Genomic DNA, 24,765 nt, shown 5'->3' on the forward strand with positions numbered 1-24,765 from the left:
TCAGTCACTTCCCTTCCCTGTGGCTTGCTGAACCACCCTTGCCGGAGTGGCGCAATACGCGCGGGAATGTTCAGCCGGGAATGCCCAGCTCGGCCCAAAACTCTTCAGGTGCCGGCGAAGTCAGGTCCCAAAGCACCTCGATTGGCTTCTCACCCTGCCATCCGGCGAACCTGGGTTGCCCGCAGTAGATGAATGGGTTGACCTTGCCGTTCACCTTGTTCCCGCGGCGGATGAACAGGTGTACCTCATGACCTTCCTCACCGCTGATGACCCGGCCATGCTTGCTGTCCTGGCGCGTCTGGTTCTGGCTGAACCATTTCAGTCGTGACGGGCTGAGAAACGCGTTCTCATAGGTCAAGTCCTGGGTCGAGACATTGGCGAGAAGGATCATGATCTTCTTTTTGGGCAGTGCCTTCATCCCGGTGCGCCAGACGTTTTGCTTGTACTCTTCGCCAAAGAACTCGGCGATGTCTGGCACGTAGTAGCGCTGCCAAAGCTCCAGAGCCTTTGGCTTGCCGACAAAGGTCGCGGAGGGCTCGGCGGCCTCGCGCTGGGTGGGCGTTTCCGCCAAGCGCCATTCGACCAACTCGCGCACAAGCGGTTCCAGCTCCCCGGAAGCGTCAGGTCGCGCCAGCCGAAAGCCGTCGCTGCCCTGCGCCAGGTGCGGGTTGAAGGCCAGCTCCGACGCGCCATCGCCCGGTTGCCGCCCGGCGACAACGTCGCGCAATCCGGTCAAAGCGGATCGGGACAAACCCCTGGGCCGTTCCAGCTCGCGTAAGAGACGACCGTGAGTGGCGAAAGGACGTTCTGGCAAGGCGTCGCCCATGTCCCGCACGAAATCGAACCAGCCGCCATGACCAGAAGCGCGAGGATCGAAGCCGTTACGGAAGACCTCGACAGCCGTAGGGCGAATACCGTTCCGGTCCCGGAAGTCGACATAGAAGGCTTCGAGCTCCGCCGCGCCTTCTTTCGGGCGGAGGAGATTGCGCAAGATGTCGATGACCTCGAGCTCATAGGTGATCTCGCAGCCCTTCGGCATCTGGAATTCACCGGCCTGAAGCGCCTCCAGTTTGGTCGAGATCGAGCGATCCCCTGCGCCGGCCTGCAGAAGGGTCGCGACCTTGGTAAGGAAGCTGCGGTGGTTGCCGATATAGTCGATCACCTGCAGCACCTTGCCTTCGACGCGGCGCAGGCCACGGCCGAGTTGTTGCAGCCAAATGATCGCGCTTTCGGTGGGACGCAGCATTAGCACGGTGCCGATCTCGGGCACGTCCACGCCTTCGTTGAACATGTCGACCGCGAAGAGGATGTCGATCTCTCCGCGACCGAGCGCTGCGAGGGAGCTCGCGCGCGGAGCGGAGCTTTGGCCCGAATGGACCGCGACTGCGTTCAACCCGGCGGCGCGGAAGTAATCCGCCATGTAGTCGGCATGGCGCATAGAACAGCAAAAGCCGATCGCGGGGCCGGTTGCGCGTTTGCGGTATTGTTCCAACGCGTTTAGGGCTCGCGCCTCGGTGGCGAGTGCGGCGTCCAGCGCGGTCGGGTCGAACTGACCCGAGCGCCATGGAATCTGGGCGTAGTCCACGTCATCCGGCACGCCGAAGTAGTGGAAGGGTGACAGGTGCCCCGCATCGATTCCGCGAAACAGGTCGCATTCGTAGACGAGGTTTTCGCCGCAAAGGCCAAGCAAGTCGGCGCCATCGGTCCGGTCGGGCGTTGCGGTGAGGCCCAACAGGAAGCCGGGCGTGAAATGCTCGATCAGCTTCTGATAGGTGCGGGCGGCGGCGTGGTGGAATTCATCGACCACGATGTAGTCGAAATGGTCTCGGTCGAACTGGCGCAAGTGACCGACGCGGCCCAGTGTCTGGACCGAGGCGAAAAGGATTTCCGCGTCCGTTTCTTTCTCGGTGCCCGTGTAGCGGCCAAGCTTGGCCTCTGGGCGGACTTTGCGAAAGGCTGCCATCGCTTGGGTCAGGATTTCGTCGCGATGGGCGACGAAGAGGATGCGGCCCGCCTTGGCATGGATCGTGTCAAAAGCAGCCAGCCAGGTCTTGCCCAGGCCGGTGGCCAGCACGGCCAGCCCGGCGCGGTGGCCGTTGGATCGGCTCTGCGCAAGGGCCGCAAGCGCCTCCTGCTGGATCGTGTGAGGCTCTGGCGGCGGGCCTTCCTCGGCAACAACACGCGCCGTGAACTCAGGCATCGGTCGCGCCCTGCGGCGTTTCCCGTAGGCATCGATCCATGCGGCCGTCAAAGGTTTGACCTCAGGTCGCGCTAGCAGGTCCTCGAAGGCCGCTCCGACGCTGTCTGCTGCCTCTTCGGAATGCAGGTTCCATTCCACGCCATCGGTCAGCGCCGATTGGGACAGGTTCGAGCTACCGACAATCGCCGCCCCGCGCGCATCGGCGGCCCGGAACAGCCAGGCCTTGGGATGAAAGCTGAGGCCGCCTGTTTCGAACACAAACAGCTCTGCACCCTCAAGATCCAACAGGCGTGCCAAGGCGGTCGGGTCGGTCGTGTCGAGATAATCGCCCACAACGATCCTGAGCCGTCCGCCACGTGCCAGCAACTCGCGGAACCAGGGCTCGAGCAAGGCCACGCCGCTGTCCATGGCGAAGGCAATCGCAAGGTCGACCGATTGCGCGGTGTCCAGCCGTTCAGCGAGCAAAGGCAGGAGCGGATCGCGGCCGCCGGTTGTCAGGCGAGCGCCACTGGCCTCCCGCAGGTGGAAATGATCGTGATCGGATGAGGCGATGAAACCGGCTGTGCCTCGGCCAAGTGCCGCACCCACCTTGGCCAGCATCGCCATCTGTTCCGGGCCGGTCAGGTCATCCCATGCGGGCACATGCCGAGGGGCGGGGATTAATCCGGCCTCACGGTGCATGCAGATCGGGCAGTTGAGGCGCGGGTCAGTCACACTCGTCCAGATTGATCTTTTCTACTGAGACCATTGGTAAGGATCGCCGCTGGCATGTCCAGGCGCTGGGGCGATGCAGCGCCGGTTCGATCGGAGACTTTCGGCCTCAACCATCCTCGGAAAGGTGGGACACAAATCCGAAAAAATCCAATAAACATTGTGCAAGAAAAAAGTCCCACCGCCTCGCAACTTATTAAAATAAAAACAATAGGTTATGCCGCCCCGGGCACCACTCGTCCGTCTCGTCCGCTAATATCCCGCATACGAGAAATGGCTCCGTTTGTCGAATGCGCGCGCGATCAATTTCGACTCGACCTGGAATGGATGCGGACAAGTAGGATTGGGATGTCTTTCTCCCGGATGGACGACGGTAATGCTGAGATCGTTTCGAGCTTCGGAGACCTTGTCCACGAGTTGATGCCTACAGTCGTCCTGTGCCGGCCATTGCGCTGCGTCCGGATCCGATCCGGCTTGGGCCAGGTGTTCGGAAGTGGGCAGTTGCGCAACCCGCGAGTGCTGCGGCGCAGCCGGCCGGGTTGCTACCGGTGGTTTCCGGCTTGTCCCGGGCTTGCGCGGCGGGCCGCGTTTTCGCTGCAACACGCCGATCTGCATATAGGAGACGACCGAAAAACAGGCGATTGATGAACCGAACTGTGAAATACTGAGCGAAATGAAAACTCTTGTCGCCTGTCTTGCCAGCCTCGTTTGGGGATCGTTCGCCAGCGCCGCGCCAAACGACTTGTCTCGCGTTTTCGCCAGTTGCGCCGGTCGTTATTCGGCGATGGTCGAACATGCGTGGCTTGTTCGGGACGCCCGGGTCGATGAATTCGAGGATCACAGAGAGCGTTTCGTGCGATTTCTCGACTCCGTCGGACATGCTGGCGATGTCGCACTCATGGCGCATAGGATCGATGCGAAATACGCGCAGTCGCGACTGCTGAGCGAAAGCACGTTCGGCAACAACGCCGCAATCGCGGCGCGGGCCGCGCGGCGCGCCGAAGCGCAGTTGCGCGCGTGCAGGCTGTTGCTGGGCGATGGCTGAAGGCCCCTGAGCCCGCCCGAAGCGCCGGAAAATCTGGCACTCCGGGGAATTCAGCCTCTTATTTGATCGAAATTCCGCAAAGTGCGACACACACGTACCGGGACGCTCGTCGTTTCCCGAAAGGCCCGACTTAGATCGCGCGAGGGTATCTGCACCCTTTTGATCGTGCGATGACGCCGGCCTAGGAACCCTGAACGTCATCGCACTCCGCAATTGAATTGCGTGGGAGACGCATATGGGCGCATCGCCGGCCCAATGCAACCGACCCGCGCGACGTGCAAAGGAACACGCGATGTTGAAGAAATCACTTGCCTCTACCGCCGCTGCCCTGATCTCGGCAAGCCTGCCCGCCAGCGCTCAGGACGTTTCCTGCCCGATCAAGGTGGGCGTCCTGCATTCGTTGTCCGGCACCATGGCCATCTCGGAAACGACGTTGAAAGACACCATGGAAATGCTGATCGACCAGCAGAACGAAAAGGGCGGTCTTCTGGGTTGCGAACTTGAAGCCGTGGTCGTCGACCCGGCCTCCGACTGGCCGCTCTTCGCCGAAAAGGCGCGTGAACTGCTGACGGTGCACAATGTCGACGTGATCTTCGGGAACTGGACCAGCGTGAGCCGCAAATCCGTGCTGCCGGTGATCGAGGAATTGAACGGCCTGCTGTTCTACCCGGTTCAATACGAAGGCGAGGAAAGCTCGAAGAACGTTTTCTACACGGGGGCCGCGCCGAACCAGCAGGCGATCCCGGCGACGGATTATTTCCTCGAGGAACTGGGCGTCGAGAAATTCGCCCTGCTCGGCACCGACTATGTCTATCCGCGCACCACGAACAACATCCTGGAAAGCTATCTTCAGCAAAAGGGCATCGCGGCCGAAGACATCTTCGTCAACTACACGCCTTTCGGCCATTCCGACTGGTCCAAGATCGTGGCCGATGTGGTGGCTCTGGGCGCCGACGGCAAGAAGGTCGGTGTCATCAGCACGATCAACGGCGACGCCAATGTGGGTTTCTACAAGGAACTCGCGGCTGCGGGCATCTCGGCAGACGACATTCCGGTCGTGGCGTTCTCGGTGGGCGAAGAGGAACTGTCGGGCCTCGACACGTCGAACCTGGTCGGACACCTTGCAGCCTGGAACTACTTCCAGTCTGCCGACACGCCCGAAAACGAAGCCTGGGTCGCCGCCTGGAAGGCGCGGATGGGCGAGGATCGGGTGACCAACGATCCGATGGAGGCGCATTACATCGGCTTCAACATGTGGGTGAACGCGGCCACGCAGGCCGGGACGACCAACGTGGATGCCGTTCGCACCGCGATGTACGGACAGGAATTCCCGAACCTGACCGGTGGCACCGCCGTGATGCTGCCGAACCACCATCTGTCCAAGCCTGTCCTGATCGGCGAGATCCAGGCCGATGGCCAGTTCGATATCATCAGCCAGACCGAGGAAGTGCCGGGCGACGCCTGGACCGACTTCTTGCCGGAATCGGCCGTGCTGACGTCCGATTGGAAGGATCTCGGCTGCGGCATGTACAACACCCAGACCGAAACCTGCGTGCAGATCCAGTCGAACTACTGATCCACCGATTGGTTTCAGACCGAACGGGAGGGCGGTCGCCGCCCTCCGACACCCCGGAAAGAGAGCGCCAATGACCCGTGCTTTGTGCCGGTTTCTGGTTCTTCTGCTGACATGCGTCGCCCATCCGGTGGCGGCGCAACAGGCGGATGCGCCGATCCAGCAGATCCTGCAAACCCATGGCCAGGTGATCGAGAGATCCTCGCGTCAGACCATCGGTCCGGCGATCGACGCCCTTGCAAAAAGCGGCTTGCCCGAGGCACAGGCCGTTCTCGAGAAATGGCAGGCCAAGCAGATGTGGCGGCACCGCGACAGCGGCTTGTTCGTCTGGGCTGATGAGGTTGACCGCGACACCCTGCGGATCTTCGATTTCGCGGGTGGCGCCGAGATCGGGACGGTCCCCGATGACGACTATGCGCAACTCAAACCCAATTCCGGCATTCGCGGCCTGATCGGTGCGGCGCTCGTGCAATTCCAGTTGACCGACCCGTTGCCTGCAAACCGCGCAACGGCGCTGGACGCCATCGAACGCGATCCCGAACCGTCGCATCTGGACGCTTTGCGCGCCGCTTCGAACGATGAACCCGATCCGGTTCTCGAGGCCCGCAAGCAGCGTCTCGAACGCCTTCTGACCATCCGGTTCGATCCGGATGATGCCGCACGGATCGCCGCGATGGACGGATTCCGGGGCGATCTGGGCGTCGATGTCCGCGCAGCGCTGAACCCGTTGCTGGCAACGCGTACCGAGGCGTCCGCCATCCGACCCGAAGGCGCGGACATCGCGCGATTTCTCGAACCGGGAACCGAGGCGTTGTCCGAGGATGCGGCCTATCGCCTGCTGGTGGCTTCCGGACTGGCAGAACCCAGGATCAGCCGCGCCGACAAACGCCGCGCGCTCGAGGCGAATATCGACAACGGCACGGTCGCAGGAATCGAGCTGGCCACGCTTGACAGCATCGCGGCCCGCGACATGGCCTATGACGCACTGGCCGAGAGAGGCGTCGTCACGCCCGTTGCCACCGAGGCCGAGGTTGCGACCGCGCTGGCCTCGCATGTGTTCTTCGACCGCTACATCGGCGCACCTGCCCCTGTGGCACAAGCCGCAGCCGAGGTCTTGGAAAGCATCGAAACCAAGGTCGCGATCAACCAGACACTGGATCTCGGACTGGATGCCTTGTCGCTTGCCTCGATCTATTTCCTGGCGGCGATCGGGCTGGCCATCACCTTTGGCGTGATGGGTGTCATCAACATGGCCCATGGCGAATTCATCATGATGGGCGCCTATACCGGTTACGTGGTGCAACTGTTCGTCCCGGACTACACGCTGTCCATCCTGCTCGCCATTCCGCTGGCCTTTGCGGTCACCTTCGGCGCGGGCGTCGCCTTGGAGCGGCTGGTGATCCGCTGGCTTTACCACCGGCCTCTGGAAACGCTGCTGGCGACGTTCGGCGTGTCGATCGCACTGCAGCAGATCGCCAAGAACATCTTCGGCACCCAGGCCCGCCCGCTGACCGCGCCTTCCTGGCTGGACGGGTCGCTTGTGTTCAACGACATCGTGTCGATCAGCTATATCCGGATCGCGATCTTCGTGCTGGCGCTGCTGTTCCTGGCGCTTTTCCTGTTGGTGATGAACCGCACGCGGCTGGGACTGGAAGTGCGGGCCGTCACCCAGAACCCGCGCATGGCGGCGTCGATGGGGATCAACCCCGACCGCATCAACATGCTGACCTTCGGCTTCGGCTCGGGCGTCGCCGGCATCGCGGGCGTGGCCATCGGGCTGTATGCCAAGGTCACCTCGGAAATGGGTGCGGACTACATCGTGCAAAGCTTCATGACCGTGGTCGTCGGCGGTGTCGGCAACATCTGGGGCACATTGCTGGGCGCGACGCTGGTCGGCACGCTGCAAAAGGGGATCGAATGGCTGAACCCGTCGAACACGCTGGCGGCGCAGACCTACATGATCCTGTTCATCATCCTGTTCATCCAGTTCCGGCCGCGTGGGATCATCGCGCTCAAGGGCCGCGCGGCGGAGGCATGACATGACGGATATCACGCTCTCGGCACCGCGCCGACCGTTCGTCGCACGCCACCCGTCGGTCGTGGTGTTCCTGGCCTGTCTTGCCCTGTTCACCCTTGGCGTGACGATCCTGGCCGAAGGCTTCGGCATCGGGGTGATCTCGACCTCGTTCGTCAAGACCCTGGGCAAGACGCTGTGCCTGTGCCTGGTTGCGCTGGCGATGGACCTGGTCTGGGGTTATTGCGGCATCCTCAGCCTGGGCCACATGGCCTTTTTCGGGATCGGCGGCTACGCCATCGGGATGTGGCTGATGTATGCCCGGACCGAGATCATCGTCCGCGACAGCCTGGCCAACGTGCCCCTGCCGCCGACACCGCAGGAAATCTCGGACGGGATCGCCACGCAGATCTTCGGCGTCGTGGGCGCCTCGGAATTTCCGCCGATCTGGGCGGTCGCCCATTCCCTGCCGCTGCAACTGGCCGCGGTGGTTTTGGTGCCCGGTCTGCTGGCGCTGGTTTTCGGCTGGCTGGCTTTCCGGAGCCGCGTCACCGGCGTCTACCTGTCGATCCTGACCCAGGCGATGACACTGGCGCTGTCGCTTTACCTGTTCCAGAACGACAGCGGGCTGCGCGGCAACAACGGCCTGTCGGGCCTGCAGAACCTGCCGGGGCTGGGCCACGTGCCGCAATCGGCGGTGTCGATGTGGTTCTTCTGGGCGTCGGCGCTGGCGCTTGGCGCGGGCTATCTGCTGTGCGCCTGGATCGTGTCGGGCAAGTTCGGCTCGGTCATCCGGGCGATCCGCGACGACGAGGCGCGGGTGCGCTTTCTGGGCTACCCGGTCGAAGCGTTCAAGCTGTTCGTGTTCACGCTGACGGCCATCATCGCGGGGATCGCGGGCGCGCTTTACTATCCGCAGGCGGGCATCATCAATCCGGCCGAAATCGCGCCCATCGCGTCGATCTACCTGGCGGTGTGGGTCGCGATCGGCGGGCGCGGGCGGCTGTACGGCGCGGTGATCGGCGCGGCCTTCGTATCGCTGGTCTCGACCTGGTTCACGGGCGGGCAAGCCCCCGACCTGAACCTGGGTTTCTACACGATCAAATGGGTCGACTGGTGGACCGTGCTGCTGGGTTTCAGCTTTGTCGCCGTGACCCTGTTCGCGCCCAAGGGAATCGGCGGGCTGGTCGATCTGTTCACCGATCGCCGCAGCCCGGACCGGCACGGCGCCGATCTTGGCCCCGATCCCGGCGCCCTGCGCGAAAGGGAGGCTGAACAATGAGCTCGCTTCTCGAGGTGTCGGGCGTGTCGGTATCCTTCGACGGGTTCAAGGCGATCAACAACCTGTCGTTCCAGATCGGCGCGCGCGAATTGCGGGCGGTGATCGGGCCGAACGGGGCGGGAAAGACGACCTTCATGGACATCGTCACCGGCAAGACGCGCCCCGACAGCGGCCGCGTGACATACGGCACCAAGGCGGTGTCGCTGTTGTCTATGTCCGAAAGCCGGATCGCCCAGGCGGGTATCGGACGCAAGTTCCAGCGTCCGACAGTGTTCGAGGACCAAAGCGTGCGCGCCAACCTGACTATGGCGTTGAAAGGCGACCGGGGGCCGTTCGCCGTGCTGTTTTCCAGGACCACCCGCGCCCAGGCCGAACGGGTGGCCGATCTGGCAGCAGAAATCGGGCTGTCGGGCACGCTCGACCGGAAGGCTGGAGAACTCAGCCACGGTCAGAAGCAATGGCTGGAGATCGGCATGCTGCTGGCGCAGGACCCGCAGCTTTTGCTGGTCGACGAACCCGCCGCCGGCATGACACCCGCCGAGCGCGAACACACGACGGACCTGCTGGTCGAGGCGGCCAAGACACGCGCCGTGGTGGTGGTCGAGCATGACATGGAATTCGTCCGCCGCCTGAACTGCCGGGTCACCGTCCTGCACGAAGGCTCGGTCCTTGCCGAAGGGTCGATCGACCACGTCACGTCGAACGACAAGGTGATCGAGGTGTATCTTGGCCGGTGACATTCTGAAGATCGAGGGACTGACCCTGCATTACGGCGGCAGTCAGATCCTGCATGGCGTCGATATCACTGCCGCCCGAGGCAAGGTCACCTGCGTGATGGGCACCAACGGCGTCGGCAAGACCAGCCTGCTCAAGGCGATATCCGGCACGCATCCGCGCAGCGGCGGCACCTATCGGCTGGATGGCGAAGAAATCGGCCGCGCCAGTGCCTTTGCCCTGGCGCGAAAGGGCGTCGCCTATGTGCCGCAGGGGCGCGAGATCTTTCCTTTCATGACGGTGCAGGAAAACCTGGAAACCGGGTTCGCCTGCCTGCCCCGCGACCGGCGCCGGATACCGCCCGAGATCTTCGACCTGTTCCCGATCCTGCGGGACTTTCTGAACCGGCGCGGCGGCGATCTGTCGGGCGGGCAACAGCAGCAGCTGGCCATCGCCCGGGCGCTGGTCACGCGACCGAAACTGCTGCTGCTGGACGAGCCGACAGAGGGCATCCAGCCCAACATCATCAAGCAGATCGGCGACGTGATCCGGCAGTTGCGGGACGGCGGCGATATGGCGATCGTGCTGGTGGAACAGTTCTTCGACTTCGCCTTCAGCATCGGCGACGACTTTATCGTGCTGGAACGCGGTGCGCCGAAACTGAAGGGCCGCGCCGGAGAGTTGCAGCGCGAAACGTTGTTGCAGGCGGTTTCGGTCTGATCAGGCGCGCGGGCGGGTCATGCCGGGATCAAAAGGCGACGGGGCAATGACCCGGGCCCCGACGCGGTCGCCGCACAGGTCCAGCTGCATCTCCGAACCAATGTCCGCAAACGATGGTTCCACAAAGCCGTAGGCGAGGTTCATGCCGACGCGATACCCCCATGCGCCGGAGGTGATCGTGCCAACAACCTTGTCTGCGACCATCAGTGACGCGCCGGGATGCGCCGGCGCGTGGGTCGCGGCGATCTGCAGGCTGACCAGCCGACGCCTCGGACCGGCGGCTTGCCGTTGCTCCAGGGCCGCCTTGCCGACGAAATCGTCCTTCTCAAACTTCACGAAGCGGCCGAGCCCGGTCTCAAACGGGTCGAATTCGGTGATCAAGTCGGCCTTCCAGTGCAGAAACCCCTTCTCCATCCGCATCGATTCGACCGCGCGGGCGCCGAAGAGTTCCAGGCCATGCGCCTGCCCCGCTTTGCGCAGGGCGATGTAGGCGGCATAGAGCGATGCATTCGGCACGTGGATTTCGTAGGCCAGTTCGCCGGAAAAGCTGACGGCCATGACCGTGGCAGGGGCGAAGCCGACAAAGCACTCGCGCACCGACAGCCAGGGGAATGCCGCCGCCGACCAGTCACCGCGCGCGCAGGCCGACAGCACCGCGCGCGCCTTGGGTCCGGCCAACACAAGGATCGTCTGATCGTTGGTCAGGCTGCGCAGCGACACGTCCTCGCCGTCGCGCAGATGCAGGCGCAGCCAATCCATGTCATGAAATTCGGACGCTGCCGCCGAGCCGTACCAGACGCGCTCGGGCCCGCGGTCGCCGGCGGGCAGGTTGGCGATGGTCGCCTCGGCCTTGACCATGCCGTGCCGGTTCAACAGATAAGTCAGCCCCACCCGGCCCGTCCTGCGCGGCAAAGCCCCGCAAACCATCCGGTCGAGAAAGGCGTGCCGGTCGGCCCCGGTGATCTCGATCCGGTTGAAGCCGTTGACCTCGCACAGGCCGACATTGCCCGCGACGTTGCGCACCTCTTGCCCGATCACGTCGAACGCCTCGTCGAACCCGAAGCCCAGGGATGGATGGAAATCCCTTGCGGGCTTGATGTAGTCGACCCTTTCCCAACCGTTGACCACGGTGAACTCCGCCCCTTCGGCTGCCAGAACCGGGGTCAGCGGCGTCGTCTTGGCGGGTCTGCCCGCCGGGCGATGTTCGTGGGGAAAGTGAAAGCGGAATTCGTTCTGGTAATCCTCGATCGCCTTCAGCGAGGTCAACTCGACATTGGCATGCCCGGTGAACCGGCGCGGGTCGAGACACCAGGTGTCATAGCATGCCTCGCCGTGCACGATCTGCTGGGCCAGCAACCAGCCGTGACCGCCGCCTTCACCCAGCCCCGCGCGCAGCCCGATGATGCAGAAGGCGTTGCGCTTGCCGGGGATCGGACCGACCAGCGGCGCGCCGTCGATGGTGTAGGTGATCGGGCCGTTGACCACGCGCTTGATCCCGACTTCGGCCAGCACGGGCATCCGCTCGAAGGCGCCTTCCAGCACGTCCATCACGCGGTCGAGGTCATCGGGGCAGAGATCGTTGGAGAAATCCGGGCTGATCCCGTCCATGCCCCATGTCTTGCAGTCCTGTTCGTAAAAGCCCACCAGCAGGCCGTTCTTCTCCTGCCGCGAATAATAGTCGCTGATCGGGCAGCGCAGCAACGGCATCCGGTGGCCGGCGTCGACGATGGCGGGGATGTCCTCGGTCACGAAATACTGGTGTTCCATCGAGGCGACCGGATGTTGCACACCCATCATCGCCCCCACCTCGTTCACGCGGTAGCCGCAGGCATTCACGACCACGTCGCAGTCGATATCGCCTTTTTCGGTGTGTACGGTCCAGGTATCGTCCTTGTGCTGCGTCAGTCCCGTCACCGCCGTTTGGCGGTACACCTCGGCACCGGCCTTGCGGGCGTGAAATGCGAGCGCCTGACACAGTTGCGCAGGATCGATGTCGCCATCTTCGCCGTCCCAAAGCCCGCCGAGCAGGTTCTCCGTCGAGATCAGCGGGTGGCGCCGGGCGCATTCGGCCGCGTCGATCACCTCGAACGTCACGCCCATCCCGCGTGCCATCGACGCGAAGTGACGATAGCCCTGCATCTGCGCCTCGGTATTGGCCAGGCGGATGCCGCCATCGCCGTGGTGGTAACCGACCGGATAGTCGGGATCGTCGCGCAGCTTCTTGTAAAGCGCGATGGAGTGCGACTTCAGGCCGACCATCGTCTGGTTCATCCCGAAATTCGTCACCTGCGCAGCGGAATGCCAGGTGGTGCCACTGGTCAGTTCGTCGCGTTCCACCAGGACAACATCGGACCAACCTTCCTGGGCGAGGTGATACAGGGTTGAACATCCGGCAATGCCACCGCCGATGACGACCACGCGGGTTTGCGATTTCATACCGTCTACTCCTCTGCGCCTTGCAGCGCATGGTGGGCAAATGCGCAAGAGCCGCAACGGGTATCTCTCTTTTTGCAGAATCGAAGAGCCCGGCTGCGATCTTTTCGGAAACGCGACGTCGCCGTTGCGGCGCTTGCAATGCTATGCGCTGTTCTCAGGACGGAACGGAGGCGCGGTATGGCCAGGGAACGCGGCAAGCGCGGCGGACGCGCGGAACGGCATGCGATGCGGTCGGCGAAACCGCTGGTCGACCCCTGCCCGCCCGGCCAGTTCGGCGGCCGATACAAGCCGCTGGACGACGCGGATTGCGCGCGGATCTTCGACACGGCTTTGCGGCTGCTGGAAACGCTGGGCATGGGAGCGGTGCCGGACCGGCTGCGCGACGATCTTTTGGCGCAGGGGGCGCAGGCCGACGGTCAAGGCCGGGTTGCGATGCCGCGCGCCCTGGTGAAGGCGGCGGTCAAACAGGCCGCAAGGACGTTCACGCTGCACGGGCGCGATCCCAAGCGGTCGATCGAAGTGGGCGGCGACAAAGTGTGGTTCGGCACCGGCGGCGCGGCGGTGCAGACCCTGGACCTGGACAGCGGATGCTACCGGCCTTCCACGCTCAGCGATCTGTACGATTTCACCCGGCTTCAGGACGTATTGCCCAACGTCGCCTGGTTCACCCGCTGCTGCGTGGCGACCGATGTGTCGGATCCCTACGACCTCGACGTCAACACGGCATACGCGCTGATCCGCAACACCACCAAACCCGTGGCGACGTCGTTCACCCTGGCCGAGCACGTCGCGCCCATCGTTGACATGCTCGACATCGCCGCAGGCGGATCTGGCGCCTTTGCCGAGCGACCCTTCCTCAAGGCCCATGTCAGCCCGGTCATCTCGCCGATGCGGTTCGGGGAAGACGCGGTCGACGTGGTCTACGAATGCATCCGCCACAACATCCCCTTGTCCTGCATCACCGCGGCGCAGGCCGGGGCGACAGCGCCGGCGACGCTTGCGGGGTTTCTCGCGCAATCGCTGGCCGAAACCTTGGCCAGCCTGGTCATGGTTCACGTCATCCGGCCCGGTTTTCCAATGGTGTTCTCGAACTGGCCGCTGGTGATCGACCTGCGCACCGGCGCGTTTTCGGGCGGCAGCGGCGAGACGGCCGTACTGAACGCCGCTTCGGCCCAGTTGTCGAACTGGCTCGGGCTGCCATCCGGCGTGGCTTGCTCGATGACCGATGCCAAGGCGATCGACGCGCAGCACGGTATGGAAAAGGCGCTGACCTCGCTGTCCGCCGCGCTGGCGGGCGGCAACCTGATCTACGAAAGCTCGGGCATGACCGCGTCGCTTCTGGGCGTCAGTTTCGAGGCCTTCGTGCTGGATGACGAGATGCATTCCCACACCTACCGCGCGCTGCGGGGGATCGAAGTGACCGATGCCAATCTGGGCTTCGACGCGATCTGCGAGGCGGTCAGGGGCGACGGGCATTTCCTGGGCGGCCCGCAAACGCTCGCGGCGATGGAGCGCGACTATTTCTATCCCAGCCTGGCCGACCGCGACACGCCGCAGGGATGGGCGGGCAAAGGTTCGCCCGACGCCCGGACCCGTGCACGGGACCGTGCGCGGGCCATTCTGCGCGACCATCATCCGCAATACCTGTCCGACGATCAGGACAAGGCGATCCGCAGCGCGTTCCGGATTCTCTAGGTCAGTCTCGGGTATAGGCAGCCAGGGTCGCCTCGACCCCGTCCTGCCAGAGCATCGCCAGCCAGCCGCAGAAGGCTTCGGCGAACCGCGGCTCGTGCAGCAGATCGCCATAGAGATGGTCCTGGCGCAACCAGGTTTGCGGCTCGTCGCGCGCGGCGAGCGCGGTTGCGTTCAGATCGGCCCAGAAGGGATCGTTCGGCTCGATCACGCTGCCGTCCTGCCGGGTGCCGGCGCACATCCTTGCCCAAAGCGCCTCGACCAGCGCCAAACCCGTCACCGGCGTGCCCTTGGCCAACGCGTCGCGCAGGATCGGCAGGACGAAACCGGTATGCCTGGACGATCCGTCGAACGCGACGCGGCGCGTCGTGTCGTGAATCATCGGGTTGGCGAAACGGCGGGTGATCAGATCGACATAGGCTTCGGGCGTCATGCCCGGAACCGCGGCGACATGCGGCACGATTTCGGTCCGCTCGACCTTGTCGAAGAACGCGGCAAGACCGGGATGGGCCATGCAATCGGCGATGGTGGCCAGCGAAAGAACCTCTCCGGCATTCGCGATGACCTGATGACCCCCGTTCAGAACCCGTATCTTCATCGCCTCGTAGGCGTGAACGTCTTCTGAAAAAGTCGCTCCGGCGCGATCCCAATCCGGTCGCCCGGCGCAAAAGCGATCTTCGATCACCCATTGACGGTAATTCTCGTGCGTGACGGGTGCGGCATCGTCGATACCCAGTTCGCGGGCAAGGGCGATTTCGTTGGGACCGGTCGCCGGCACGATGCAATCGACCATCGAATTCGGAAAGCTGGTATGGGCGTCGATCCATTCCGCCAGGTCCGGATCGCTCATATGCGCCAGCGACACGACGGTCTGGCGCAGGATCGCGCCGTTTCCCTGCAGGTTGTCGCAGCTTTGGCCGGTGAACGATCCGTGTCCCGCGTCGCGGCGCAACCGCAGTGCGGCGACCATCGCGCCAAAGGCGGTGCGAGGTGTATCGGGATTGGCGGCATCATGCTGGATGTCGGGATGGGATGCGTCGAACCCGCCGGTCACCGGATCGATATAGTACCCGCCTTCGGTCACGGTCAGCGCGACGATACGGATCGCCGGATCGGCCATCTGCCGGATCAGCGCGCCGTTGCCTTCCTCGATCGGCAGGTAGTCGATCATCGCGCCGGTAACTTCGACCGATCGCCCCGCGGGATCGAGTTCGATCAGGGTCGTCAGGCAATCCTGTGCCAGCAGGCGGTCGCGCATCGCCGCGTCATAGGGGCGGACACCGGCGCCGATGATCGCCCAGTCCATCGCCAGCCCGTCCTGCATCAGGCGGTGCAGATACCACGCCTGGTGCGCCCGGTGGAAATTGCCCAGCCCGATATGCACGATGCCCGGCGTCAGGCGCGACCGGTCATAGCGCGGGCGCAAGACATCTTGGGGCAACGCCGACAGGGTCGCATTGCTGAGTTTGACGGGTGCTGTTCCGGTCTCTGCGTTCTGCATCAGCTCATCCACTGTCCGCCGTCGACGTTGTAGCACTGGGCGACGATGTATTCGGCGTCGTCGCTGGCAAGAAACACCGCCATGCCGGTGAGGTCTTCGGCGCGGCCCATGCGCCCGTAGGGCACGGCCTCGGCCACTTCCTTTTTCTTCTGTCCGGGTGCCTTGCCTTCGTATTTCGCGAAGAAGGCGTCGACCCCGTCCCAGTGTTCGCCGTCGACCACGCCGGGTGCGATGGCGTTCACGTTGATCCCGTGCCGGATCAGGTTCAGCCCCGCCGATTGCGTCAGGCTGATGACCGCGGCCTTGGTGGCGCAATAGACCGCAACCAGAGGCTCGCCCCGGCGTCCGGCCTGGCTGGCCATGTTGATGATCTTGCCGGAAATCCCGTTATCGATCATGTGCCGCGCGACGGCCTGCATCGTGAACAGCGTGCCGCCCACGTTGACGTCGAACACGCGGGAATAATCCTCGCGGGTGATCTCGGTGATCGGCGCGGCAGTGAACAGCGCCGCGTTGTTGATCAGGATGTCGATCTGCCCAAACGCGGTGATGGTCTGGGCCACACCCGCTTCGATGCTGGCCTGGTCGGTCACATCCATCTGAACCGCAATTGCCGCATCGCCCAGCCGCGCTGCGGCGTCCTGCGCGCGCGCGCTGTCGATATCGGCGATCGCGACCCGTGCCCCTTCACTGACATAGCGTTCCGCGAAGGCCAGCCCGATACCCCGGGCAGCCCCCGTGATCAGAGCGCTTTTGCCAGCGAGGCGGGTCATTCGATCCGCAGCCCCTGCGCGTCGAAGCGATGCAGATGCGTCTCGTTCGGGGTCAGGTAGACGGTATCGCCATGCGACACCGGCAGTTCCCCGTCGACCCGCACGGTCATCGGATCGCAACCCGGGATGCCGTGGATGTGGAGGAAGGTATCCGATCCAAGATGCTCGGCCACACCGACCTTGCCCTGCCAGGCACCCTCGGAAGAGGAGACGGCGATATGCTCGGGGCGGATGCCGATGGTTTGCGCGTTGTGCTTGGCGGCTTCCGGCCCCTCGATCAGGTTCATCTTGGGCGAACCGATGAAGGCGGCGACGAAGGTGTTGCGCGGGTTGCGGTAAAGCTCCAGAGGGCTGCCCACCTGTTCGATATGGCCGGCGCGCAGAACCACGATCTTGTCGGCCATGGTCATGGCTTCGACCTGGTCGTGGGTCACGTAGATCATCGTCGTGTCCAGCTTCTTGTGCAGCTCGCTGATTTCCATCCGCATGCCCACGCGCAGCGCGGCATCGAGGTTGGACAGCGGTTCGTCAAAAAGGAACGCGGCCGGTTCGCGGACGATGGCGCGGCCGATGGCGACACGCTGGCGCTGGCCGCCGGACAGCTGGCCGGGGCGCCGGTCGATGTAGTCGGACAGGTTCAGAACCGACGCCGCGTTTTCGACGCGCCGGTCGATTTCGGCCTGGTCCATCTTGGCCATGCGCAACGGAAAGGCGATGTTCTTGCGCACCGACATATGCGGGTAAAGCGCATAGGACTGGAACACCATCGCCAGGCCGCGTTTGGCCGGCGGCACGTTGGTTGCGTCATTGCCATCGATGCGGATCTGGCCGCTGGTGATGTCCTCGAGCCCGGCGATCAGGCGCAGCAAGGTAGACTTGCCGCAACCCGACGGGCCGACGAACACGCAGAATTCGCCGTCTTCGATGGTGAGGTCCAGAGGCGGGATGACCTCCACCTCGCCGAAGCTTTTCGTCACCTTGTCGAGCGTGATACGTCCCATGGGTCGTTTTCCTTTTCAGTGTCCCGGCGTCGATTTGCGGAAGGGGCTTATTTCACCGCGCCGAAGGTCAGGCCGCGGACAAGCTGTTTCTGGCTGAACCAGCCGAGGATGAGGATCGGTGCGATGGCCATGGTCGAGGCCGCGCTGAGTTTCGCGAAGAACAGGCCTTCGGGGCTGGAATAGCTGGCGATGAAGGCCGTGAGAGGGGCGGCGTTGACCGCCGTCAGGTTCAGCGTCCAGAAGGCTTCGTTCCAGGCGAGAATGAAGTTCAGAAGCATGGTCGAGGCGATGCCGGGAATGGCCATCGGCGTCAGGATATACAGCACCTCTTCCTTCAGCGTCGCACCATCCATGCGGGCCGCTTCCAGGATCTCGCCCGGGATTTCGCGGAAGTAGGTGTAAAGCATCCAGACGATGATCGGCAGGTTGATCAGCATCATCACGATGACCAGGCCGGCCCGGCTGTCCAGCAGCCCGAGCTGGATGAACAGCAGGTAGATCGGATAAAGCACGCCCACCGCCGGCAGCATCTTGGTCGACAGCATCCACAGCAGGATGTCCTTGGTCCGCTTCGAGGGCACGAAGGCCATGGACCAGGCGGCGGGAACCGCCACGATCAGGCCCAGGATCGTCGAGCCGCCGGCGATGATGATCGAGTTCATGAGGAAGCGCATGTAGTTCGAGCGCTCCATCACGATGCCGTAGTTTTCCAGCGTCCAGTCGAAGTTCAGAAAGATCGGCGGGCTGGCGATGGCCTGACCTTCGGTCTTGAACGAGGTCAGGATGGTCCAGAGGATGGGAAAGAAGATCAGCAATCCGATCGCCCAGGCAAGGCCTGTATTGATCATCTTGCGGCGGGGTGTGACGGAACGGGCCATGATCAGTTGTCCAGGTTCTTGCCGACGATCCGCATCAGGAAGATCGCGACGATGTTGGCGAGGATGATGGCGTAGACGCCACCGGCGGAGCCGAGACCGACGTTCTGGCTTTCAAGCACCCGCTGGAAGATCAGGTAGGACAGGGTCCGGGTTCCGAATGCGCCGCCCGTGGTGACGAAGATCTCGGCGAAGATGGCCAGAAGGAAAATCGTCTGGATCAGGATGACGATGGTGATCGCGCGGCTCAGGTGCGGCAGCACGATGAAGAAAAAGCGCTTGAGCGGCGGGGCGCCGTCCATCTCGGCGGCTTCGAGCTGTTCGCTGTCCAGCGACTGGATCGCGGTCAGCAGGATCAGCGTCGCGAAGGGCAGCCACTGCCAGCTGACGATCATGATGATCGAGGGCATGGCGGCATCCGACAACCAACTGACAGGCTCGGCGCCGAAAAAGCGCCACAGATGGGAGAAAAGTCCGTTCACGGGATCCATGAACATGTTCTTCCAGACCAGCGCCGACACGGTCGGCATGACGAAGAAGGGTGCGATCACCAGGATACGGACAACGCCCTGTCCCCACATCGGCTGATCCAGCAGCATCGCCAGCAGCACGCCCAGGACCACGGTGATCGCAAGAACGCCGATGACGATGACCAGCGTGGTCTGCACGGCGGGCCAGAAGGCGCTTGAGGTGACAAAGCGGACGTAGTTGTCGAAACCGGTCCAGCCCTGGTCGCCACCGCGCAGCGGCAGGTAGGTGCGGAACGAGAACCACAACGTCATGATCAGCGGGACAAGCATCCATCCCAGAAGCAGGACAACGGCGGGAGCCATCATCATGCGGGCGGCGGATCGGGAAGCCTTGGTAGCCATTTTGGATGCACCTCCACTATGGGCTGTCACGGGGCTTGTGCAGCGCGATGATAGTACAAATTGACGGGGTGGTTCGAAGAAACTGCGCGAGGGGCGGCACACGGCCGCCCCTCGGCGGGAAGTCAGGCTTACTTGTAGCCGGCCGCTTCCACGGCTTCGTTGGCGATCGCCTGCGCCTTGGCCAGCGCTTCTTCGACGGTCTGCTGACCGGCATAGGCGGCCGAGAATTCCTGGCTCACTTCGGTCCAGAAACCGGCCCATTCGGGGATCGCGGCGAACTGGATGCCGACATAGGGAACCGGGTCCACGGTCGGGTTCTGCGGATCAGCCGACAGGATCGAGTCGAGCGTCTTCTGCGCGAACGGAACGGCCTGGTATTCGGGGTTTTCGTAGAGCGAGGTCCGTGCGCCGGGAGGCACGTTGGCCCAGCCTTCGTTCGCCGCGACAAGCTCGATATACTCTTTCGAGGTTGCCCATTCGATGAACTGCTTGGCAGCGTCAGCCTTTGCGGTACCGGCAGGGATTGCCAGCGCCCAGGCCCAGAGCCAGTTGGCGTTCTTGCCGAGGCCGGTATTCGGCGCCAGCGCGAAACCGACACTGTCGGCGACGGTGGAGTCGTTGGGGTTGGTCACGAAGGACGCCGCAACGGTTGCGTCGATCCACATGCCGCACTTGCCCTGCTGGAACAGCGACAGGTTTTCGTTGAAGCCGTTGGTGGCGTATCCCGGAGGGCCGGATTCCGACATCATCTCGACGAAGAAGTTGAGCGTGTTCGCCCACGCTTCGCTATCGAGCTGCGCGTTCCAATCCTCGTCGAACACGCGTGCGCCGAAGGAGTTCGCCATCGTGTTGATGAAGGCACCGCCTTCACCCCAGCCGGCCTTGCCACGCAGGCAGATGCCGTTGACCTCGTTGGCCCGGTCGGTCATCGCAGCCGCGGCTTCGCGGATGAATTCCCAGGTCGGCGAGTCGGGCATTTCCAGACCGGCCTTTTCCATGAGGTCGGTGCGGTACATGATCATCGAGCTTTCGCCGTAGAACGGGGCCGCGTAAAGCGTCCCGTCATGCGACAGACCGGCCGCCATTGCGGGCAGGATGTCGTCGACGTCATATTCGGCCGACAGGCCGTCCAGCGGCACGAGCCAGCCGTTCGCACCCCAGATCGGCGTCTCGTACATGCCGATGGTCATGATGTCGAACTGACCGCCCTTGGTGGTGATGTCGGTGGTCACACGCTGGCGCAGGACGTTTTCCTCGAGCGTCACCCACTCGACCGTATGGCCGGTCTTGGCGGTGAAGTCGTCGGTATAACCCTGCATCCGGATCATGTCGCCATTGTTGACGGTGGCGATGGTGATCGTCTCGGCTTGTGCTGCGGCGCCGGTGACCAGCGCGAAAGCCGTTGCCGCACGAAGTGCGTTCTTGAGGTACATCCCTTTCCTCCCTGTGACTGGATGTTGTGGCGCAACGATAGGGGAAATCTTGTCGCGACGTCAATAAATATTTTACGCGCGATAAGTTTTAGTTCACGCCGAAGCGCGCAGGATCAGGCGTGCCGGGAACAGGGTTTCCGTGCGCGACCGGAATTTCCCACCGCTTTCAACAAGTTCGAACAGCGTCTCGACGCTGCGATTGGACACGCCGTCATAGTCATGCGCGGCGGTCGTCAAAGACGGGCACGTGAATTTCGAGAACGGGTGATCGTCGTTCGATGCTACACGCAGGCTGCAATCCGGCTCGCGACCGACGCGAATCCCCAGTTCGTAGCACGCCGACAGGAATCCGATCGCAAGGCGGTCGTTGCTGCACAGAACCGCATCCGTCGGTAGGGCACGCTGTTTCAGGATCTCCAGCGCGCCGCGCTTGCCGATCTCTTCAAAGGCCCAGCCTTCGCCGGGGATGCTGACGACATGCGGCTCGAACCCCAGCCGTTCCATCATGTGCAGATAGGCGATACGGCGCTTGTTGGCGTTCGGGTTGGCGGGTGTTTTCATCTCGAAAAACGCGGGCGGTTCGCCCGTGCGGGTCAGGTATTCCACTGTCTGCGAGACAAAGCTGAAGTTGTCGGAGCCGATGAACGCCGCCCCCAACCCTTCGATGTTGCTGTCAAAAAGCACTGTCGGCACATCGCGGCAGAACTTTTCCACGGCACTTCGGTCGGATGCGCGGCCGAGCGGCGCCAACAAGACGCCCGCCGGTTTCAACGATCGCAGGCCATCGAGGATTTCGGTCTCGAGAGACGGGTCGCCGTGCGAGCTGTAGAGCGTCGGCCGGAAACCCGCTGCGATGCAGCGTTCCTCGATGTTGCGGGCGATCTCGGCGAAGAACGGGTCAGCCAGGTAGGGAACCACGATGCCGATATTCTTGGTCAGCTTGCGGTTCTGGTTCATGGCGTAGATGTTCGGCCGGTATTCGTAGGTCTCGAGCGCGGCCTCGATCTTTTCCCGGGTCGTGGCCCGGACGCTGTCGGGATCGTGAAAATACTTCGACACGGTCGGCCGGGAAATACCGCTGACCGCCGCGAATTCCTCCATGTTTCGGATCTTCTTGCTGCGCACCGCTTCCTCCTGACTGGCGCCTCGCTCGCAAGGCCGGGATGACACCAAGGTCGGCTCAACTATAACCCTAGATAGTTTTCGCGCGCAAACTTTGGATGATGATTTCGTAAAAATTTCGCGGGCGATCGAGTTTGCGCGGCTTTCGTTCTTGCCGGCGCATCGCGCGGGCAATTGCGTCAACGCCGCTTTCCGCTAACCTGACGCGACGATGACACTGTTGCACCCCGATCGCCTTTTTCCGCCGGACCCCGCCACCCGCGATGTGGCACGGCGATTGTTCGCCACGATCGAAACGGCCCCGATCGTATCGCCGCATGGCCATACCGATCCGGCGTGGTGGGGCGAGAACCGCGCCTTTTCCGATGCGGCCGAGCTTTTCGTCATTCCCGATCACTATGTGGTGCGGATGCTGGTCAGCCAGGGCGCACAATTCGCGTCACTGGGAATCGGACAAGACGCGACGACCGATCGCCGCGCGATCTGGCGCCGCTTTGCTACGGCCTACCACCTGTTCCGAGGCACCCCGTCACGGGCGTGGATCGATCATGCCCTGGTGCATGTCTTCGGCATCGGCGAACGCCTGTCGCCGGACACCGCGGACGACGTATTCGACAGGATCAACGAACACCTGCAAAGCCCGGAGTTCCGCCCTCGGGCGTTGTACGACCGTTTCGGGATCGAGGTTCTGGCCACCACCGACAGCGCCCTGGACGACCTGCATCACCACCACGCCGTTCAAGACTGCGACTGGACCGGCCGGATCGTGCCGACCTACCGGCCCGACGCGGTCGTCGACCCGGATTACGAAGGGTTTCTCGGCAACCTGGAGCGGTTCGGCGCGTTGACGGGTTGCGATACCCATCGCTGGCAGGGCTATCTCGAGGCGCATTGGCGTCGGCGTGCGTTCTTCAAGTCGATGGGCGCCACAGCCACGGATCACGGCCACCCCACGGCGCAAACCGCCGATCTGTCCGAAGCGGATGCCAGTTCGCTGTATCAGCGGCTGATCCGCGGCAATGCCCGGCCCGAGGATCCCGAGCTTTTCCGGGCCCAGATGCTGACCGAGATGGCGCGCATGTCCTGCGAGGACGGGCTGGTGATGCAGTTGCATGCCGGGTCTCACCGCAATCATTCCGGTCTGGTACACCGCCTGTTCGGTCGCGACCGCGGTTTCGACATTCCCACCCGCACCGATTTCACCAACGGTCTGAAACCGTTGTTGAACGCCGTGGGCATGGATCGGCGGTTGACCCTGATCCTGTTCACGCTGGACGAGAGCACCTATGCGCGTGAACTTGCGCCGCTGGCGGGCGCCTACCCGTCCTTGCGCCTGGGGCCGCCGTGGTGGTTCCACGACAGTTTCGAAGGGATGCGCCGGTTCCGCGAAATGGCGACCGAAACCGCGGGATTCTACAACACGGTCGGGTTCAACGACGACACCCGGGCGCTGTGTTCGATCCCCGCGCGCCACGACGTGGCGCGGCGCTGCGACTGTGCGTTTCTTGCCGAACTGGTGACCAGCCACCGTCTGGACGAGGACGAGGCGTTCGACCTGGCGCCGCTGTTGGCCGGCGGTCTGGCGCGGGAAGCCTACAGGTTGGGGGGGCGCTGAGATGCGGCAGACATGGCGGTGGTTCGGTCCGGTGGACAAGGTCAGTCTGGCAGACATTCGCCAGGCCGGAGCCGAGGGCATCGTCACGGCGCTGTACGACATTCCTCCGGGTCAGGCCTGGCCGCGCGCCGCCATCGCCGCGCGGCGGTCCGAGATCGAGGCGGCCGGGTTGAGCTGGGACGTGGTGGAAAGCCTGCCGGTCAGCGAGGCGATCCGCACTGGCGCAAGCGACAGCGCCGCACATCTGGAAGCCTACAGGCAATCGCTGGAACACCTCGCCGCCGAAGGCATCGCGGTGATCTGCTACAACTTCATGCCGGTTCTGGACTGGACCCGCACCGATCTGGCCCACGAACGCCCTTCCGGCGCGCGTGCGTTGCGTTTCGATCTGGTGGATTTCGCCGCGTTCGACATCGCGATCCTCGAACGGCCGGGCGCAGCGGGGGACTATGAAACCGCCGTGGTCCGGCAAGCCCAAGAGCGGGCCGCCAGTCTGTCCGATGCGGACCGGACAGGGCTGACCAATACGATCCTCGCGGGGCTTCCCGGTGCGGTCGAACACTGGACCCTGGACAGTTTCCGCGCCCGTCTGGCGGCCTATGACGGCATCGACGCCAAGGCCTTGCGCGCCAATCTGAAACGCTTTCTGAGCGAGGTCGTGCCGCATGCCGAGGCGCTAGGCCTGCGGCTGTGCTGCCATCCGGACGATCCGCCCTGGCCGCTGTTCGGGTTGCCGCGCATCCTGTCGACCGAAGCCGATTATCGCTGGCTGGTCGACGCGGTGCCCAGCCCCGCGAACGGCATTACCCTGTGCACCGGGTCGCTGGGTGCGCGCGGCGATGTCGACCTGCCGGGCATGATGGCCCGTTTGGGCGAACACGTGCATTTCCTGCATCTGCGCAACGTGCGCCGCGAAGCCGGCAGCATCCCCTGTTCGTTCTTCGAGGATGACCATCTGGCCGGTTCGACCGACATGGTTGCGGTGATACGCGCGGTTCTGGCCGAACAGGTCCGCCGCAAGGCCCAAGGACGCGCCGATTGGCAGATCCCGATGCGTCCGGATCATGGCCAGGAAATCCTGGATGACCGCAACCGCAAGGCCGCGCCGGGCTATCCGGCGATCGGGCGGTTGAAAGGGTTGGCCGAACTGCGCGGCGTGATGATGGCGCTCAGCCACCCGGGCTGA

At 63.7% G+C, this 24,765-nt stretch carries 18 protein-coding genes; 9 read left to right on the plus strand and 9 right to left on the minus strand.

All coding sequences use genetic code 11. The annotated features are described in order from the left end of the window. Nucleotides 1–70 precede the first annotated feature (70 nt). The gene (locus KUH32_RS02480; protein WP_254898967.1) at nucleotides 71–2,800 is read right to left on the minus strand and encodes a DUF3427 domain-containing protein; all 2,730 of its coding nucleotides are present in this window, start codon (nucleotides 2,798–2,800) and stop codon (nucleotides 71–73) included. A gap of 964 nt (nucleotides 2,801–3,764) precedes the next feature. On the opposite strand from KUH32_RS02480, the gene KUH32_RS02485 reads away from it, so the two are divergent. The 6 genes from KUH32_RS02485 (at nucleotide 3,765) to urtE (ending at nucleotide 10,259) form a co-directional block, all read left to right on the plus strand. Next, entirely contained in the window at nucleotides 3,765–3,956 is a 192-nt protein-coding gene (locus KUH32_RS02485; RefSeq protein WP_217776486.1) for a hypothetical protein, read from the plus strand. 292 nt (nucleotides 3,957–4,248) lie between these two features. After that, nucleotides 4,249–5,532 carry an urea ABC transporter substrate-binding protein gene (urtA, locus tag KUH32_RS02490; RefSeq protein ID WP_217776487.1) on the plus strand — a complete coding sequence of 428 codons (1,284 nt, stop codon included), beginning with the start codon at nucleotides 4,249–4,251 and terminating at the stop codon, nucleotides 5,530–5,532. 70 nt (nucleotides 5,533–5,602) lie between these two features. Next, on the plus strand, nucleotides 5,603–7,567 hold the full coding sequence (gene urtB, locus KUH32_RS02495) for an urea ABC transporter permease subunit UrtB (protein ID WP_217776488.1): 1,965 nt from the start codon (nucleotides 5,603–5,605) through the stop codon (nucleotides 7,565–7,567). A 1-nt stretch (nucleotide 7,568) separates the two neighbouring features. Continuing rightward, a complete protein-coding gene (gene urtC, locus KUH32_RS02500) occupies nucleotides 7,569–8,825 on the plus strand; it encodes an urea ABC transporter permease subunit UrtC (protein ID WP_217776489.1) in 1,257 nt (418 codons plus the stop codon). Next, nucleotides 8,822–9,562, plus strand: coding sequence for an urea ABC transporter ATP-binding protein UrtD (gene urtD, locus KUH32_RS02505; protein WP_217776490.1), 741 nt, complete (start codon nucleotides 8,822–8,824; stop codon nucleotides 9,560–9,562). Before urtC ends, urtD begins: the two co-directional genes overlap by 4 nt. Before the next feature lies 1 nt (nucleotide 9,563). Beyond that, nucleotides 9,564–10,259 (plus strand): urea ABC transporter ATP-binding subunit UrtE, encoded by a 696-nt coding sequence (urtE, locus tag KUH32_RS02510; protein ID WP_217778252.1) that lies wholly within the window; start codon nucleotides 9,564–9,566, stop codon nucleotides 10,257–10,259. On the opposite strand, the gene KUH32_RS02515 is transcribed toward urtE, so the two are convergent. After that, the gene (locus tag KUH32_RS02515) at nucleotides 10,260–12,695 is read right to left on the minus strand and encodes a GcvT family protein (protein ID WP_217776491.1); all 2,436 of its coding nucleotides are present in this window, start codon (nucleotides 12,693–12,695) and stop codon (nucleotides 10,260–10,262) included. Between the two features lie 177 nt (nucleotides 12,696–12,872). Here KUH32_RS02515 and KUH32_RS02520 point away from each other — a divergent pair, with 177 nt between their 5' ends. Beyond that, nucleotides 12,873–14,390, plus strand: coding sequence for a trimethylamine methyltransferase family protein (locus tag KUH32_RS02520; protein WP_217776492.1), 1,518 nt, complete (start codon nucleotides 12,873–12,875; stop codon nucleotides 14,388–14,390). A gap of 1 nt (nucleotide 14,391) precedes the next feature. On the opposite strand, the gene KUH32_RS02525 is transcribed toward KUH32_RS02520, so the two are convergent. The 7 genes from KUH32_RS02525 to KUH32_RS02555 all read right to left on the minus strand — a co-directional run bounded on the left by KUH32_RS02525 (nucleotide 14,392) and on the right by KUH32_RS02555 (nucleotide 21,967). Next, the gene (locus tag KUH32_RS02525) at nucleotides 14,392–15,888 is read right to left on the minus strand and encodes a mannitol dehydrogenase family protein (protein ID WP_217776493.1); all 1,497 of its coding nucleotides are present in this window, start codon (nucleotides 15,886–15,888) and stop codon (nucleotides 14,392–14,394) included. Beyond that, entirely contained in the window at nucleotides 15,888–16,661 is a 774-nt protein-coding gene (locus KUH32_RS02530; protein WP_217776494.1) for an L-iditol 2-dehydrogenase, read from the minus strand. Before KUH32_RS02530 ends, KUH32_RS02525 begins: the two co-directional genes overlap by 1 nt. Continuing rightward, nucleotides 16,658–17,662 (minus strand): ABC transporter ATP-binding protein, encoded by a 1,005-nt coding sequence (locus KUH32_RS02535; protein WP_217776495.1) that lies wholly within the window; start codon nucleotides 17,660–17,662, stop codon nucleotides 16,658–16,660. The genes KUH32_RS02530 and KUH32_RS02535 overlap by 4 nt, the downstream gene beginning before the upstream one ends. Before the next feature lie 47 nt (nucleotides 17,663–17,709). Then, nucleotides 17,710–18,540, minus strand: coding sequence for a carbohydrate ABC transporter permease (locus KUH32_RS02540; protein ID WP_217776496.1), 831 nt, complete (start codon nucleotides 18,538–18,540; stop codon nucleotides 17,710–17,712). Between the two features lie 2 nt (nucleotides 18,541–18,542). Next, entirely contained in the window at nucleotides 18,543–19,409 is an 867-nt protein-coding gene (locus KUH32_RS02545) for a carbohydrate ABC transporter permease (RefSeq protein ID WP_217776497.1), read from the minus strand. A 128-nt stretch (nucleotides 19,410–19,537) separates the two neighbouring features. Continuing rightward, nucleotides 19,538–20,842: an ABC transporter substrate-binding protein gene (locus KUH32_RS02550; RefSeq protein ID WP_217776498.1), complete on the minus strand. Its 1,305-nt coding sequence runs from the start codon at nucleotides 20,840–20,842 to the stop codon at nucleotides 19,538–19,540. A 93-nt stretch (nucleotides 20,843–20,935) separates the two neighbouring features. Beyond that, on the minus strand, nucleotides 20,936–21,967 hold the full coding sequence (locus KUH32_RS02555; protein WP_217776499.1) for a LacI family DNA-binding transcriptional regulator: 1,032 nt from the start codon (nucleotides 21,965–21,967) through the stop codon (nucleotides 20,936–20,938). Between the two features lie 208 nt (nucleotides 21,968–22,175). On the opposite strand from KUH32_RS02555, the gene uxaC reads away from it, so the two are divergent. Together uxaC and uxuA are read left to right on the plus strand one after the other, a co-directional pair. Continuing rightward, nucleotides 22,176–23,579, plus strand: coding sequence for a glucuronate isomerase (gene uxaC / locus KUH32_RS02560; RefSeq protein WP_217776500.1), 1,404 nt, complete (start codon nucleotides 22,176–22,178; stop codon nucleotides 23,577–23,579). A 1-nt stretch (nucleotide 23,580) separates the two neighbouring features. Further along, the gene (gene uxuA / locus KUH32_RS02565) at nucleotides 23,581–24,765 is read left to right on the plus strand and encodes a mannonate dehydratase (RefSeq protein WP_217776501.1); all 1,185 of its coding nucleotides are present in this window, start codon (nucleotides 23,581–23,583) and stop codon (nucleotides 24,763–24,765) included.

Origin of the sequence: Thalassococcus arenae (assembly GCF_019104745.1) — a bacterium.
In the GTDB taxonomy this organism is placed as follows: Bacteria; Pseudomonadota; Alphaproteobacteria; order Rhodobacterales; family Rhodobacteraceae; genus Thalassococcus_B; species Thalassococcus_B arenae.